A 14,563-nucleotide genomic window follows, 5' to 3' on the forward strand; every position below is an offset into this window, starting at 1 on the left:
CCAATCAATCTATTGGCACAACGAGGCCGAGAATACATGAACAACGGATCGTCGCAGAATAGTATGGACAAGACAACTATTAATCACGCCAGAGCAAACCGCCGGCGAGAAGTTGCACGTACCGTAAAGGACGCCCGCGAACGACTTGGTACGGTTGAGGGTGTTCGTCCCAGCTTTGAAGCTGATCTTATCTTGATGTTCGTGAAGAATAGATTGTCAGTGGCCTATGCCACGCCGATGATCGCCACTGTTGCCGCGACCGTCTCAACCTACTGGGTTCCGGTAAATTTGGCCATCGGCTGGCTTGTGGTCATGCTGCTTGCGCACTCACTTGTTATCTTCTCCACCAAACGCATGGAGAAAAGCCTTGCTCAGGAAGGCAAACTGCGTTCCATCCGCAGAGTGTTGTTTGCGGGCGATATGCTTTATGGGCTTGTTTGGGCCGCGTTTTTCATCAGCGGGCTGCAATTTGCGACTGATTACAGCTTCGATGTTTTCCAGTTTGCAACCATGCTGATCGTCATTGCTATGGCGACTATGCTGTCCTCTCCCCTCCCCGGCGCCTTACTGGCGGCCACAACCCCGATCACAGCAGCACTGCTCTTCAGCTTCTGGCAGTTTGACGGTATGCACCACTATGCGATGGGGCTGATGGCCATTGGGGCACAAGTTTTTTTCTTTGTCCTGAGCAAGCAGCTACATAACTCAGCCTTGACCTTGCTGGAGTACCGGGCGGAGAAGGATCATCTGATCTCCGAAATGGAACAGGTGAATGCAATTTCTCAGGAAGCGCGGCGCAGAGCGGAAGATGCAAACCTCGCCAAGACCCGTTTTCTCGCAACAATGAGCCACGAGCTGCGTACGCCTTTGAACGCGATCCTCGGCTTTTCCGAGGTGATGAAGGACGAAGTTCTTGGTCCGATGCAGAACAAGACCTACGTGGATTACTCCCGTGACATCAACCAGTCGGGCGAACACCTACTCAACCTGATCAACGAGATCCTCGATCTATCGCGCATTGAGGCAGGTCGCTATGAGTTGCAGGAGGAGCCGGTGTGCCTTCGTGATGTTGCAGCGGCCTGTAAGCATATGATGCATATGCGGGCGGCGGCAAAGAACATAGAGGTCCATGAGAGTTACGAGGAAGGCCTGAACAAGGTTTGGGCCGATGAGAAAGCTCTGCGTCAGATGGTTTTGAACCTGCTGGCCAATGCCATCAAATTCACACCTGCGGGTGGGGAGATCTCCATTCATGTGGGTATTGACGGTTCTGGCGGTCAGTACATCAGCGTGCACGACACGGGTGCTGGTATTCCGGAGGAAGAGATCCCTGTTGTGTTGCAGGCCTTTGGTCAAGGCACGCAGGCTATTCAGGGTGCCGAGCAAGGCACAGGCCTTGGGCTTTCCATTGTTCAGGCGCTCGCGCAAATGCATGAGGGTGAGTTCAAGCTTACCTCCGAGCTCGGTAAGGGAACACAGGCGACCATTTCCCTGCCTGCCAAGCGCATATTGAACCACACCGATCCAATCCCGACCCCGGACCCCAATGCACGCAAAACGAGAGCCCCCTTGCTTCGTGCAGGATAAGCGTGTACGTTCCCAATTTGTTCCAGGCGTGTTTGTTGGGAGGCAAATGCATGCTTCGTGGTTCCTGCCATTGTGGTGCGGTTAAGTTTGAATTTCGTGAAAAACCAGAGTGGCTGACAGAGTGCAATTGCTCTGCGTGTCGTCGTTACGGCACGATCTGGGCGCATGGGTCACCGAAGAACATTTCCATCGAGAAAGCCCCGGATGCAACATCTGCGTATATCTGGGGTGATCAGATGATCGAGTTCCACACCTGTCGGACCTGCGGAAACACCACACACTGGTCTGATCTGGATGCGGACTATGACCGCATGGCGGTCAACACGCGTCTTGTACCTTTTAAGGATGTGAAAGACATACCGATCCGTCATTTTGACGGGGCCGATACAGGGCGTTTTCTGGATTGAACTAAACTCTTTACTCTGCGCGCTCCGGCGAGATCACTTTGTTTGCTCTTCAGGGCCGTGCTCAAACTGTTTTTTAGGGGGAATGCATGCTTCGTGGGTCATGCCATTGCGGTGCGGTTAAGTTTGAATTTCGTGAAAAACCAGAGTGGCTGACAGAGTGCAATTGCTCTGCGTGTCGTCGTTACGGCACCGTGTGGGCGCACGGGTCGCCGGAGAATGTGACCGTCAAAAGTGATCCGGACGCGACCTTCCGGTATGTGTGGGGCGACAAGGATCTTGAGTTCCATACCTGCAAGACTTGCGGAAACACAACCCATTGGGCACCTACTGACCCGAACGGGGATAGAATGGCGGTCAATACGCGTTTGGTGCCAGCTGAAGATGTGAAGGACATACGTGTGCGCCACTTTGATGGTGCTGATACATGGCGCTTCGTGGATTAAGTTTGCTCATCAAACCGGGTTTACGTTGGTTTGTGCGTCGGTTTGAGCGATAAGCGTTTTTTATGCGTTGGATTGTCAAAAACACATAAGGCCGCCTCAACTCGTCTGAGTGAGGCGGCCTTTCTTAATTTATCCCCCTCCCTGAATGAGAGGGTAGAGTTAGATTAGTCCTGACCTGCAACACCTGCATCAGCAAAGGTCGCCATGCCGGAGTGTGTTGCTGCTGCTGCTTTGATGATGCCGGCTGCGATTGCTGCGCCGGAACCTTCGCCAAGGCGCATGCCAAGGTCGAGCAGAGGCTTGCCGCCCATCTCGGCCAGGGCACGGCGATGTGCAGGCTCAGCAGAGGCGTGAGAGAAGACACAGTGCTGCAACGCGGTGTTGTCCATCTTATAAAGGATGGCAGCTGCTGCGGATGTAACGAAGCCATCGATAACAACAGGAACCTGCTGCATGCGTGCTGCCAGAATAACACCCGCCATTGCTGCGATTTCGCGGCCACCGATACGGCGCAGAACTTCCAGAGGTTCGACTTTGCCCGGACCACCGATACGCTGTACGGCCTGCTCAACCACGGCGACCTTCTTTGTCAGAGTATCACCTTGAACGCCGGAGCCCGGACCAACCCATTCTTCTGCGGTGCCGCCAAACAGCGCGTAGAAGATGGCGGCTGCAACGGTGGTGTTGGCGATACCCATTTCGCCGATGCAGAGCAGATCAGTGCCGCCGGAGATAGCTTCCATGCCAAACGCCATGGTTGCGGCGCATTCAGATTCCTCGAAAGCGTCTTCCTCGGAGATGTCCGGGGTTGGCATTTCCAATGCGAGTTCGAACACTTTCAGGCCAAGGTCATAAGCGATGCAGAGCTGGTTTACGGCTGCGCCGCCAGCTGCAAAGTTGGAGACCATCTGAGCGGTTACTTCTTTTGGGAAAGCTGAGACGCCTTTGTCGGCAACGCCGTGGTTTGCGGCAAAGACAGCAACCAGCGGGCGGTTCACTTTTGGCATTGGCATGCCCTGCCATGCGGCAAGCCATTCTACCAGATCTTCCAGACGCCCAAGAGAGCCTGCTGGCTTTGTCAGCTGCGCATCACGTTTTCTAACCGCCTCAACTGCTTCAAGGCTTGGGCCGGGCATTTCGCCCACCAGATTTCTGATATCATCAAATGGCAGTGCCGTCGTTGCAAGAGACATACGTTTCTCCGAGCTGAGTTGATCCGCAAAATGACCTTTGCGGGTTGTTGTTTGCGCAGATCTATAAGCCACTGGTGGCAGAATACAAATGAGACTTATCAACTATTTGTAGTTTCCACGGCTTTGCAAACTACAAATTGTTGATTTAGAGCTAATGACATTCACACGCTGTGCTCTGTTTTTTTGTCTTTGAGCGATTCTCTGCCATTTGATTGAAGCAATCGGATGGAACGCGTCAAAGCCATCCCAACTGCTTTTGATACCTGTTTCATTTCAGCGAGACCCATTATGTCCGATGATCATAACCGCGAAGATTCCCTGCCCTCTTCCTCCTTTATTTTGGCAGAGGTTGCAGAGCTGGTGCGCTTCTTCTCCCGCATCCCGCTGCCCAAGTTTGGCAAGTGGGATGATCTGAACACGGCGCCTGATTTTCGGTTACGGGCGCGCAGCATTCCGCTGGCGGGCGCAGTGATATCACTGCCAAGCATTGTGGTGCTGCTTGTGCTCTCACAAAGCGCGCTTTCTTCCGGGGTTGTCGCGCTGCTGGCGATTGCCGTGGTTGCTGCGGTTCAGGGCTGTTTACATGAAGATGGCCTGTCAGATGTGGTTGACGGGTTCTTTGGCGGGCATACGGCAGAACGGCGTCTTGAGATTATGAAGGATAGCCGGATTGGTGCTTTCGGCACGGTGGCGCTTGTACTCTCGCTCAGCTTGCGCTGGCTGTTGCTCTCTTCCTTGCTGGAGGCCTTTGGCGGGTTGGGTGCAGCTTTGGGTTATCTGGCAGCCGAGACTGCGGGCCGGACCGGGATGGTCTGGATCTGGCATACAATGCCGGCGGCTTACCAAGGCGGCTTGTCGACCCGCTTCGGGATACCAACAAAGACCGCGCTTTATCAGGCAGCATTGTTTGGCCTGCCGTTTGTTGTCATCAGCCTGTTCTATCTGAGCCTCTGGCAGGTAGTCTTTGGTGGCCTGATCAGCCTTGTTCTGGTGTGGGCGTTGGCAAAACTCTCGTACGCCAAGATTAAGGGCGTTACCGGTGACGTTCTGGGCGCTGCACAGCAGATCGGTTCCCTCGGTTTCCTTCTGGGCGCGCTCTCGCTTTAGAGTGATCCGATATGCTTTGCCGATGTATCGGCGCGCCTGATAATCAGGGGCGACATTTAAGGGGATGCGCGTTTCCTCGGGCGCATTCTTCCTTAAAAATCAGGGGTATTCTTGCTGCGTTCAGCCCGACCTGACGGCCTTACCGCAATCTTTTGCTAGCATTTTAGCTTTATTGTAAGCGCATTATTTACCTGACAACGCGCGTGGGGCTCATTTGGGTTCTCGGGACCAAGACATGATGAAGCTATCAACTGCTCATGCCTTTTTAACAATGAAGCGCGCCATGCTTCTGGCGCTGGCCGCTGCTGTGCTTGCTGCCTGCTCCTCCAGACCCGGACCGGATGCCCTTCAGGTTTCGCTTGAAGAAGGACAAGGTACCAGCGATGTGCATCTGCTGATTGCGACCACACGCGCACGCACGGATACTCCGCATGCACTTTTCTCTTCTGAGCGCAGTCAGGAACTGGACTTTGCCTCCACTACGATTTCCATTCCACCAACCCATGAGCCGGGTAAGATTCAATGGGCGTCCTCGCCTCCGGGTGACCCCAATACGGATTTTGTCGTGCGGCAGGCCTCCTACATCGATGGCGAGGCGGCCTTCAGGCAGCAGATCAACAGCGAGATTGCAAAACGTTCGCCGGAGCGGCGTGATGCTTTGCTGTTCATTCACGGCTACAACACCCGCTTTTCTGAAGGGGTTTTCCGTCTTGCGCAGATCGCAGCGGATTCCAAAGCTCGCCGCCTGCCGGTTCTGTTTACGTGGGCCTCTTCGGGTAAGCTGACCAATTACATCTATGACACCAACAGCGTGACGATTGCACGGGACGGGTTGGAGCGGGTTTTAATTGATCTTGCTAATTCTGATGCAAAGCGTGTCACCATTCTTGCGCACTCTCTTGGTAACCTGTTGCTGCTGGAAACGTTGCGGCAAATGGAGCTTAAAGGAAACGGTCTTTTAAAGAACAAGAAGATCACGATTTTAATGGCGTCGCCGGACATCGATATTGATGTTTTCAAAACAATGATTACTTCATTAGGGTACAGGGCACATCCTGTGTTTGTGCTGGTCTCACGCGACGACCGTGCCTTGCGTTTCTCCCGTCGTATCGCCGGTGGTAAAGACCGTGTTGGCGGCATCGAGAACGATGAGGAGCTGACAAATCTGGGCGTTGTGGTCATTGACCTGTCCAATGTAGAAGGTCAGGATGGTAGCAACCATGATAAGTATACGCAGCTTGCCCAGTTCGGGCCGCAACTGATCGCTGCGCTGCAACGGGGCACCAAGGCCCGGAGCAAGCAAAGTATTGGTGGGCGTCTGGGCACCGCTGGCCGTAGTTTTAACGAGTTTTTGGGTAATACAGCGAATGTCGTTATCAGCACCCCGGGAACTGTTGGCTCAACGCGTTGATGATGGTGGCATAAAACCGATGTTTTGTAGGAAAGTACTTTGTCAGGCACTCTAGAACGACCAGCCAGCCCGTGTTTAAAACTGTGTAAGCTGGATCCAGAACAAAAAATGTGTGTGAGCTGCTGGAGATTACTGAGCGAGATTGCAGGCTGGGGTTCCTTGTCTGCCCGCGCGCAACAGGACATTATTGCAAAACTCCCTACGCGCAAGGCTAATTTTCTAGCTCATCAAATGGAGGATGCTCAATGCGCTGGACGATAGGTCTTGTCATCGTCATCACCGCCATGGTGATCGGCGTTGTAACCGGTTACATTGGAACACCATCCTTTATGGGCGATGCGTTTCAGGAGGAAGGGCCGCGCCTTGTTGCCCTGCTGGCTATGGGTATTGTCATCGGAATGGGCGTATTGAGCCGCCGTCCGCGCATTCCCGAGGTTGTTGGCGCAGTGGTTTTCTGGGGTGGTCTGGCCCTGTTGCTGGTTATTGGCTACTCGTTCCGCTTTGAGCTGATGACCGTTCGCGACCGTGTCATGTCTGAGTTGTTCCCCGGCTCCATTAGCCAGAGTGCAAATGGTGAGCTGGTGATCTCGCGCGGGTCCAATCATCAGTTCTTTGTTGATGCGGAGGTGGATGGCGTTACCGTCGACATGCTGGTTGATACAGGAGCCTCTCACATTACGCTCACCCATGGGGATGCGAGCCGCATTGGCATTGATACGGAAAACCTGTCCTACAGTACGCCCGTCTCCACGGCCAACGGTATGGGGTATGTGGCGCGGGTACGCTTGCCGGAGCTGCAAATCGGGAACTGGCACCTGAACAGTGTGCCAGCGTTTGTGGCGCAAGATGAAATGCTCGGCACCAGCTTACTGGGTATGAGTGCCCTGAACACGTTTGCCAGCTGGCGGGTGGAAGGCAATCAGTTGATCCTGCGAGCGCGTTAAACCCGCCTGACGCTATGAGATAAAAAAAGCCGCCGACACAGATGTCAGCGGCTTTTGTTTTCTGGGCTTGTAGCCAGCCTTAAAGCAGACTGTAGATGAACTGGCCAGCGGCGATCAGCAGGAAGATGCCGAACGCAATCTCCAGCTTGCGCCGTGACAGATTATGCGCGAACTGCGCGCCCATGGGTGCCATGTAGGTGGAGATCGGGATAATAAGTGCCACGGCCAGCAGGTTAATGTAGCCGACAGAGAACGGAGGCAGGTTGGGTGCGCCCCAGCCCGCCGCGACCATCCCAATGATCGCAGGAATGGAAATGAGTACGCCGACCCCTGAGGATGTGGCCACTGCCTGATGGATTGAACGACCAAACAGCGTCATGAACGTATTGTTCAGGACGCCACCGCCGATGCCCATCAATGTTGAGAAAAAACCAACCAGCACACCGATAAATGAACGTGTGGGATTGCCGGGAATATCATTGCCCAGCTTCCAACTTTCGCGGTTGAACAGCATGCTCATCGCGACCACAAAAGCGATGCCTGCAAAGATGGCCTTAAGCGTTTCGCCGGAAACGATTGCGGCCACGTAAGAAGCCAAGAACACGCCAAGCGGTACAGGAATAATCCAGCTTTTCAGCAGGGCCAGGTCTACGGCCCCCCTCTTCTTGTGTGCGAAGAAGGAGCGCAGGGACGTTGGGCCAATCACCCCCAGAGAGGATGCCACTGAGATCTGAACCACATTGGTGGTATCAACGCCGACATGCGTTAAGACGGTGACAAGGATGGGCACAAGGATCGCGCCGCCGCCGATGCCAAACAATCCTGCCAAGAAACCTGCCAGTGCGCCGGAAGCAATCAGTGCCGCCCCGAACCCCAGCATCGACAGCGAAATCATGTCCATGCTGCGCCCTCCTCAATTCCAATGGTTTCCAACGAGCGTTGCTCCTTTTGTTCGCGGGCTTCGCGCATGTCAGCTTGATGACGTGAGACCGCTGCCAGTGCATCTTCCAGCACTTCAATGCCAGCGCCTGCCTTGTTGGCTTCCACCGTCATGATGCGGCGGAAGTGGCGAGCGCCGGGAACACCCTGATAGGTGCCAAGGATGTGGCGCGTGATCGATGCCAGTTTGGTTCCCGCGCTAAGCTCACCCTCAATATACGCGCGGTAGATGTTCATCGCTTCTACCGATGAGAGCGCTTCTCGGTCTTCTCCGTAGACCACGCGATCAACGTCGGCCAGCAACATCGGGTTTTGATAGGCTGCACGGCCCACCATGACACCGTTGAGCTTTTCCAGATGTGCAGAGGTCTCTTCAAGCGTTGCCACGCCGCCGTTGATGCCGATGAAGACTCCCGGCAGTCGCTGTTTCAGGCGGTAGACCAGTTCATAGTCCAGCGGTGGCACATCTCGGTTTTCCTTGGGGCTGAGGCCTTTGAGCCATGCTTTACGGGCGTGCACCCAAAGGGCATCTGTACCCGCAGCGATGACTTTATCTGCCAGCGCGTTGAGGGCTTCTTCCGGCTCCTGATCATCCACGCCGATGCGGCACTTGGTGGTGACCGGAATGGAGACCACATCCTTCATGGCCGCTATGCAGTCGGCCACCAGATCCGGCTCCTGCATGAGGCAAGCGCCGAATTTGCCGGACTGGACGCGGTCTGACGGGCAGCCCACGTTGAGATTGACTTCATCATAGCCCCAGTCCTCGACCATCTTTGCGCAGTCTGCCAGCGCTTTTGGATCGGAACCGCCCAACTGGCAGGCAACCGGCTGTTCTTGTTTAGAAAACCGCAAATGACGGTCCCTGTCGCCATGAATCAAGGCGCCAGTGGTGACCATCTCGGTGTAAAGCAGCGAGTTCATGGAAAGGACACGGTGAAAAGCACGGCAATGCCTGTCCGTCCAATCCAACATCGGTGCGACTGCAAACACCGGCTTATTGATATCATAGAGTTTTTTCTTTTTATCAGTCATTTAGTATTCCTGAAACCCTGCCTAATTCGTCCCGATGGGCACCGTAGTCTCAAAGCCTCGCCAAGACGGCAGTATCTCTTATTGCGCGCAGATACTGATAAAGCGAAATGGCAAAATCGTTTACCGAGAAAGCAAGGTATTCTAACGCAAGCAGGCGGCCCAGACTTGGCTCAACAAACGAGAAACTGAGTTGTCGCTTCCGAGCGGGATGAAACGCGCCCAAAAACCTTCGAAGACTTTAGGAGACGTCATAAAGCGTTACCTTCAAGATCACAACCAAGAAATTGGGAGCAGGAACGCACGGGTACTGGAGATGATACCGACACAAGTCTTCACGGATGATGCGGCATTAACCGGACTGCACTGTTCGAACCGCGAACCTCTGTTCGTCGACAGATAACCGTTGCCAGACGATGTTGGCTAAGTGACCACAGTGATTATTCAATTTGAATGGCTTCGAATTGTTCCGGGATTTGATCGTGAAGAAGCCTGTCGATGTGGTAGGCGTTATCCTGGTGAATGTATGGTCGTCTTGGCAGGATGCGATCGTTGACCCAGTTTTCCGACCAGGACCCTGTTGTTGTGATACAGGTTTGGGAGAAGGTCATGTCTCCAAGGTCATCTGTAGTTACAGCGTCATCCAACGCAAGGCATCCAGTGAGGAACGTATCGACATAGCTCTGCGTGATTGGCAATTCGCTCGTTGGGGTACCCAAAAATTCAGGTTTGGTTTCATAGATCCAAATCTGGGCAGTGTCGTCTAAGTTGGAACCATCCAGCATAGTCACACTATTTGTGGGCACGGGTCGGCGGCAGTAGAGCACTTCACGGCTATCAGTCGCTGCGATTTCGTCCGTGTTGAGGGCTTGATAAATTGCTGCGTTCATTTGCGCACCCTCAGTTTCTATTACCCCGAGATAGGTCGTTGAGTATCCTACAAACGGGGCAGTTGCATTCCAAGCTCGCTGGAAACCAGAGACCAGTACAGGTAGGTTATCAGTTGTATCCGGTGCCGTGTGCTGTTTGGATTCTGTTTCCATGAGGCTGCCATAAGCAACAACCATTTGCGGTCGGCTGGCGTCAATTTCAGGATGACATTCCTCTGCTGCGGCTCCAGTGGCAGATCCGAAGGCCAGCGCTAGAACTGAAAGGGCTATCTTCGTCATTTTCTTCTCGGGATGGCCAAACTCGGTGCCAAAACTACGGGTTTTCCTGAACGGACTTTTTCAGTCCGCTGCTTCAATGCCTATAACGAAGGGAGATAACGGCGGAATTAGGTTTTTCGCGTGCGCATGCACCTGTTGCACTTAAGGCCCGCAAAATAGACAGTCCATTCACCTATCGCTTTTGATCCTAATCTCTTATGAAGCTATCCGTGGCTTTCAGGCTGCCACTAAAATAGTACAATTCTAACGCAACTCCACCCGTTTTACAGACCAAGATACTTTGGGCTGCTTGAAGAAGGCCCAACTTTTATCCAAAGCAATTGTTCTAAGCGGGCTAGAGTTGGTCGTTTCATGAATTCAATATTGGCATTCGCAGTGCTTGCCTTGATCGTTGCTGCCGGTGACATGGTGGCGACAAAAACCAAAGGTGCGATCCCGTCATTATTCTTTGCCAGCTTACTGATCTTACTCGGGTTTTGGTTCATAATTCCCCAAGAGATATTTGAAGCAGCTGGCTTAAGTTCAATTGCACCTGTGGTTTTATATCTAGCCTATGTCCACCTTGGCTCGTTGCTTGACTTGCGGGAACTGTCGCGGCAATGGGTTACTATCCTGATCTCTCTGGGGGCGATGGTCGGTGCAACTATATTTGTGCTCGCTCTCGGCATACCCCTCCTGGGGTTTCAGACTGCGGTTGCCGGAGCTGGGCCCATCACCGGGGGAATAATTTCAGCGCTGATCGTGAATGAAAAGGCAACTTCCATTGGTCTGCCTGATCTGGGCCTGATCGCAACGCTCATAATCATAACGCAAGGATTCGTAGGCTACCCGCTCTCGGCCATCTTATTGCGGCGGGAAGCCAAAAAGGTTTTACAAGACCGCTTTCCTGCCGGCGAACCTGAGTCGGCTTCTCCAAAAGCAAATGTTAAAGCAACGAGAAAGTATCTCATACCACAACTACCAAAGGGCTATGAGACCGCTGCGGTGCACTTACTGAGAGTTTCCTGTGTTGCCTTGCTGGCGATTTTCTTAAGTGATCTGGCAGATGCTTGGGTTCGTATTCATCCAGCCGTGTTTTGCTTGATCTTTGGCATGTTGGCTGCCCAACTTGGCTGGATTAAAAGAGCGCCCCTGACAGAGGGAAATTCGTTTGGCCTCGCCCTGTTCATCATTGTCGCCTACCTGATCACGAGCCTGCATAGTCTAACGCCTGAGAGCCTCGGACAGATTCTGGTTCCTGTTGTGGGAACGATTGCGCTTGGGTCAGTTGGCTTAATACTGGGAAGCTTGATCATTGCCAGGATCTTGAAAGTATCGCCGCACATGGCGGTAACTGTTGGCCTTACAGCTCTTTACGGGTTTCCCGGCACTTACCTTCTGGCAGAGGAAGCAGCCAAAGGGGCTTCTAGCACCGAGGAAGAGTACAAGTTTCTTCTGGATTGGTTTTTGCCGAAGATGCTAGTCGCCGGGTTCGTAACGCTGGATCTAATCTCCGTTATAATAACAAGTATATTGATGAATTATCTAAATTAAGAATTACCTGTTGGTGCGCCGCTTTGGTAACATTCCATAAAGTTGAATGATCCAACAAAGGGACAAATAAAGCCGCCTTTTCATGTAGCTCAGGCAAACGAAATTATCATTTGTCGTCAGATAGTTCGATTGAATAAGAAACACCTATCTGGAAATGGTTTGCTAACTTACGACCTGTTTACTAAGAAGAATCAGTGGCCCACGAAAATTGACCACGCCCGTATCAGATGGCGTTCTTTGATCACCCCCGAGAAGCAAAAGAGGCACTCCAATGCTAGATTCAATTGTTTTTCCCAAGCCTACTCTTGTTTCAGTCAGTGGTGTGGAGCTTGAAGTATTCGAAGCAGGCCAGCAAAACGCAGGCAATCCTATTGTCCTGTGCCACGGCTGGCCGGAGCATGCTTTTTCGTGGCGTTATCAGGTGCCCGCGCTGGTGGCAGCGGGCTACCATGTCATTATCCCGAACCAGCGAGGCTATGGCAACTCGTCCCGCCCGAGTGAGGTAGCAGACTATGACATTGAGCATTTGGCAGGTGATCTAACCGCACTGCTTGACCACTATGGATACGACGACGCGATCTTTGTGGGGCACGATTGGGGTGCGCTTGTCGTCTGGGGATTGGCTTTGCTGCATCCGGAACGCGTCGATAAGGTGATTAACCTGAGCGTGCCTTATCTCGAACGCGGCCCGAAACCGTGGGTCGAGTTTATGGAAGATATGCTCGGCGGCGACTTCTATATTGTCCACTTCAATCGGCAGCCCGGTGTCGCAGACGCGGTATTTGAAGAACATACATTCCAGTTCCTTCGCAACATGTACAGGAAGAACGTGCCCCCCAGTGCGCATGAGCCGGGTATGGCGCTGATCAATCTGGCTAAATCGGAAATACCACGTGGTGATCCCTTAATGAGCGATAGCGATCTTGCTGTGTTCGTGTCTGCTTTCGAAACTTCAGGGTTCACTGCAGGCCTGAACTGGTACAGAAACTTTGATCGAAACTGGCACCTTTTAGCGGGCGCCAACCCAGTCATCCAGCAGCCTACATTGATGATTTATGGCGACCGGGACATAGTCCCGAAGTCCAAAAGGCTGGAAGAGTTTGTGCCCAATGTGGACGTGGTCAATCTGGATTGCGGTCATTGGATCCAACAGGAAAGGCCGGAGGAAACAAACGAAGCGATCCTAAACTGGCTGGAGGAGCAGAGCGCTTATTAGGCTCCCAATCGCTGCTGGGTGTCGTGAGACATCAAAGGAAAAGAGTGGTTTGCCGATTGGAAACGTCTGCGGGCTAGAGGATGGGCGTTTATTTGCGGGCTGGCGGATAAAACCCGGACCTCCGATAGTATCGCGTTACCAGAACTTCGATCTCCATCATTCCAAGGCTTGGCAACTGGCTCAGAAGGGCTGATTGTGCGACATAACTTGATTTGGAGCTCGCAGTGAACGCCAGTCAGTCGAACATGAAGCCGCGAGCGGTGCTTGCTGCCATAAGCGGGAATGTTTCGGAATGGTATGACTTCACAGTCTATGGATTTCTAGCACCGTTTATTGCTTTTGCATTTTTCCCCGAAGACGGTTCAACGGCTTCACTTCTTTATGCCTTTGGGGTGTTGGCCGTCGGCTACGCTGCCAGACCCCTTGGAAGCGTATTGTTCGGCCATATGGGGGACCGAATTGGCCGGATTCCTGTCTTGATGCTTTCTGTCTTTTTGATGGGCGGAGGGTCGTTGGTCATCGGGTTACTGCCAGGTTACTCCCAGATTGGCATTCTCGCGCCCATTCTCCTCATTATCATGCGCTTGATTCAAGGTATATCCGTTGCTGGCGAATATCCCGCAGCAGGGGTTTTATTGGTGGAGGCTGCGCCAGAAAATGCGAAAGGACTTGCGGGATCGTGGATCGTCTTTGCCATGGCTCTGGGGTGTATGCTGGGGGCTGGCGTGCCTGCGATTGTGAGTTCCTTGCTAACAGAAACTGACATGAAGGCATGGGGTTGGCGCATTCCCTTTTTGCTCGGGAGCGTCGTTGCCGTTACGAGCTTTATTTTACGGTATCACCTTGTTGAAACGCGGAGCGAGGCTGAAACTGTCCGGTTTCCGGTTGTTGTCGCAGTTGTGCACTATTGGCCGCTCATCCTTCAAATCATCACGCTGCTGTTGCCGACAGCTATCTTGTACTTTGTGATATTCGTTTACGCTGCTTCCTATCTGGCTGAGAGTGGCTCGGTTACCTCAGCTCAAGCGTTGGATATCTCTACCGCAAACTTATTCATTATTGCGATCTCTGCGCTCCTGTTTGGATGGTTGTCAGATCGGATAGGCAGAGCGCGCATGCTGTTTATTGCTACCTTGGCAATGATGCTGTTTGCCTGGCCGCTTTGGGAGTTGATGCACAGTGGCCGCTTGCCGCTCGTCTTTCTTGGGCAAATGGGATTTTCAATCATCAATGCCGTTGGTTGGGCTGTCTCCATAAGCCTCTTAATCGAGATATCGCCTGCTGCTGTCAGGTGCAGCGTTGTGGCACTGGGCTATAATACATGCATGGCTCTATTTGGCGGGACAACGCCGGTACTGGTCACGTATCTCGTCACTCGAAGTGGTGACGATTACATGCCGATTTACTACGTACTCGTCGCCTCGGTGCTCTCGCAAGTTGTGATCCTGCGACTTCCAAAGCTTAAGCAACTTGTAAGTAGATCTGACAATACCACTTTTTTGAAGGATGCCTCGGAGTGAAGGTGCTATCTCAGCCGCTTCGTCATGAGGGCCCAGCGTTCCTTAGACCATGTCATTGTTAG

At 53.0% G+C, this 14,563-nt stretch carries 14 protein-coding genes; 10 read left to right on the plus strand and 4 right to left on the minus strand.

All coding sequences use genetic code 11. The features are described from left to right. Positions 1 to 63 precede the first annotated feature (63 nt). The 3 genes from IE076_RS01715 to IE076_RS22590 all read left to right on the plus strand — a co-directional run bounded on the left by IE076_RS01715 (position 64) and on the right by IE076_RS22590 (position 2,437). On the plus strand, positions 64 to 1,587 hold the full coding sequence (locus IE076_RS01715; protein ID WP_209008752.1) for an ATP-binding protein: 1,524 nt from the start codon (positions 64 to 66) through the stop codon (positions 1,585 to 1,587). Positions 1,588 to 1,637: 50 nt separating this feature from the next. Beyond that, entirely contained in the window at positions 1,638 to 1,994 is a 357-nt protein-coding gene (locus IE076_RS22585; protein WP_209008753.1) for a GFA family protein, read from the plus strand. Between the two features lie 86 nt (positions 1,995 to 2,080). After that, positions 2,081 to 2,437: a GFA family protein gene (locus tag IE076_RS22590; protein ID WP_209008754.1), complete on the plus strand. Its 357-nt coding sequence runs from the start codon at positions 2,081 to 2,083 to the stop codon at positions 2,435 to 2,437. Positions 2,438 to 2,601: 164 nt separating this feature from the next. On the opposite strand, the gene cobT is transcribed toward IE076_RS22590, so the two are convergent. Continuing rightward, positions 2,602 to 3,630 carry a nicotinate-nucleotide--dimethylbenzimidazole phosphoribosyltransferase gene (gene cobT, locus IE076_RS01730; RefSeq protein ID WP_189434796.1) on the minus strand — a complete coding sequence of 343 codons (1,029 nt, stop codon included), beginning with the start codon at positions 3,628 to 3,630 and terminating at the stop codon, positions 2,602 to 2,604. A 288-nt stretch (positions 3,631 to 3,918) separates the two neighbouring features. Here cobT and IE076_RS01735 point away from each other — a divergent pair, with 288 nt between their 5' ends. The 4 genes from IE076_RS01735 to IE076_RS01750 all read left to right on the plus strand — a co-directional run bounded on the left by IE076_RS01735 (position 3,919) and on the right by IE076_RS01750 (position 7,092). Beyond that, positions 3,919 to 4,737, plus strand: coding sequence for an adenosylcobinamide-GDP ribazoletransferase (locus tag IE076_RS01735; RefSeq protein ID WP_189434798.1), 819 nt, complete (start codon positions 3,919 to 3,921; stop codon positions 4,735 to 4,737). Between the two features lie 235 nt (positions 4,738 to 4,972). Next, a complete protein-coding gene (locus IE076_RS01740) occupies positions 4,973 to 6,148 on the plus strand; it encodes an alpha/beta hydrolase (RefSeq protein WP_209008755.1) in 1,176 nt (391 codons plus the stop codon). A gap of 39 nt (positions 6,149 to 6,187) precedes the next feature. Continuing rightward, positions 6,188 to 6,409 (plus strand): DUF1289 domain-containing protein, encoded by a 222-nt coding sequence (locus IE076_RS01745; RefSeq protein WP_209008756.1) that lies wholly within the window; start codon positions 6,188 to 6,190, stop codon positions 6,407 to 6,409. Next, a complete protein-coding gene (locus IE076_RS01750) occupies positions 6,394 to 7,092 on the plus strand; it encodes a retropepsin-like aspartic protease family protein (RefSeq protein ID WP_189434800.1) in 699 nt (232 codons plus the stop codon). The genes IE076_RS01745 and IE076_RS01750 overlap by 16 nt, the downstream gene beginning before the upstream one ends. A 79-nt stretch (positions 7,093 to 7,171) precedes the next feature. Here the strand turns inward: IE076_RS01750 and IE076_RS01755 are convergent, their stop codons facing one another. From IE076_RS01755 to IE076_RS01765, 3 genes are all read right to left on the minus strand, one after another. Then, entirely contained in the window at positions 7,172 to 7,993 is an 822-nt protein-coding gene (locus tag IE076_RS01755; RefSeq protein WP_189434801.1) for a sulfite exporter TauE/SafE family protein, read from the minus strand. Next, complete coding sequence (gene dusA / locus IE076_RS01760; RefSeq protein WP_189434803.1) at positions 7,984 to 9,066, minus strand: tRNA dihydrouridine(20/20a) synthase DusA; 1,083 nt, start codon at positions 9,064 to 9,066, stop codon at positions 7,984 to 7,986. Before dusA ends, IE076_RS01755 begins: the two co-directional genes overlap by 10 nt. Before the next feature lie 437 nt (positions 9,067 to 9,503). Beyond that, positions 9,504 to 10,232: a gamma-glutamylcyclotransferase family protein gene (locus IE076_RS01765; RefSeq protein WP_189434805.1), complete on the minus strand. Its 729-nt coding sequence runs from the start codon at positions 10,230 to 10,232 to the stop codon at positions 9,504 to 9,506. 351 nt (positions 10,233 to 10,583) lie between these two features. On the opposite strand from IE076_RS01765, the gene IE076_RS01770 reads away from it, so the two are divergent. From IE076_RS01770 to IE076_RS01780, 3 genes are all read left to right on the plus strand, one after another. Beyond that, a complete protein-coding gene (locus tag IE076_RS01770; RefSeq protein WP_189434807.1) occupies positions 10,584 to 11,765 on the plus strand; it encodes a hypothetical protein in 1,182 nt (393 codons plus the stop codon). A gap of 271 nt (positions 11,766 to 12,036) precedes the next feature. Further along, entirely contained in the window at positions 12,037 to 12,981 is a 945-nt protein-coding gene (locus IE076_RS01775; protein ID WP_189434808.1) for an alpha/beta fold hydrolase, read from the plus strand. Between the two features lie 224 nt (positions 12,982 to 13,205). Continuing rightward, positions 13,206 to 14,501, plus strand: coding sequence for an MFS transporter (locus IE076_RS01780; RefSeq protein ID WP_189434810.1), 1,296 nt, complete (start codon positions 13,206 to 13,208; stop codon positions 14,499 to 14,501). Positions 14,502 to 14,563: the final 62 nt, after the last annotated feature.

Source organism: Pseudovibrio japonicus, assembly GCF_014651595.1.
GTDB lineage: Bacteria > Pseudomonadota > Alphaproteobacteria > Rhizobiales > Stappiaceae > Pseudovibrio > Pseudovibrio japonicus.

Excerpts from the sequence above, each read along its gene's own strand:
- IE076_RS01715 (WP_209008752.1), top strand. The coding sequence starts at position 64 with ATGGACAAGACAACTATTAATCACGCCAGAGCAAACCGCCGGCGAGAA.
- IE076_RS22585 (WP_209008753.1), top strand. The coding sequence starts at position 1,638 with ATGCTTCGTGGTTCCTGCCATTGTGGTGCGGTTAAGTTTGAATTTCGT.
- IE076_RS22590 (WP_209008754.1), top strand. The coding sequence starts at position 2,081 with ATGCTTCGTGGGTCATGCCATTGCGGTGCGGTTAAGTTTGAATTTCGT.
- cobT (WP_189434796.1), bottom strand. The coding sequence starts at position 3,630 with ATGTCTCTTGCAACGACGGCACTGCCATTTGATGATATCAGAAATCTG.
- IE076_RS01735 (WP_189434798.1), top strand. The coding sequence starts at position 3,919 with ATGTCCGATGATCATAACCGCGAAGATTCCCTGCCCTCTTCCTCCTTT.
- IE076_RS01740 (WP_209008755.1), top strand. The coding sequence starts at position 4,973 with ATGATGAAGCTATCAACTGCTCATGCCTTTTTAACAATGAAGCGCGCC.
- IE076_RS01750 (WP_189434800.1), top strand. The coding sequence starts at position 6,394 with ATGCGCTGGACGATAGGTCTTGTCATCGTCATCACCGCCATGGTGATC.
- IE076_RS01755 (WP_189434801.1), bottom strand. The coding sequence starts at position 7,993 with ATGGACATGATTTCGCTGTCGATGCTGGGGTTCGGGGCGGCACTGATT.
- dusA (WP_189434803.1), bottom strand. The coding sequence starts at position 9,066 with ATGACTGATAAAAAGAAAAAACTCTATGATATCAATAAGCCGGTGTTT.
- IE076_RS01765 (WP_189434805.1), bottom strand. The coding sequence starts at position 10,232 with ATGACGAAGATAGCCCTTTCAGTTCTAGCGCTGGCCTTCGGATCTGCC.
- IE076_RS01770 (WP_189434807.1), top strand. The coding sequence starts at position 10,584 with ATGAATTCAATATTGGCATTCGCAGTGCTTGCCTTGATCGTTGCTGCC.
- IE076_RS01775 (WP_189434808.1), top strand. The coding sequence starts at position 12,037 with ATGCTAGATTCAATTGTTTTTCCCAAGCCTACTCTTGTTTCAGTCAGT.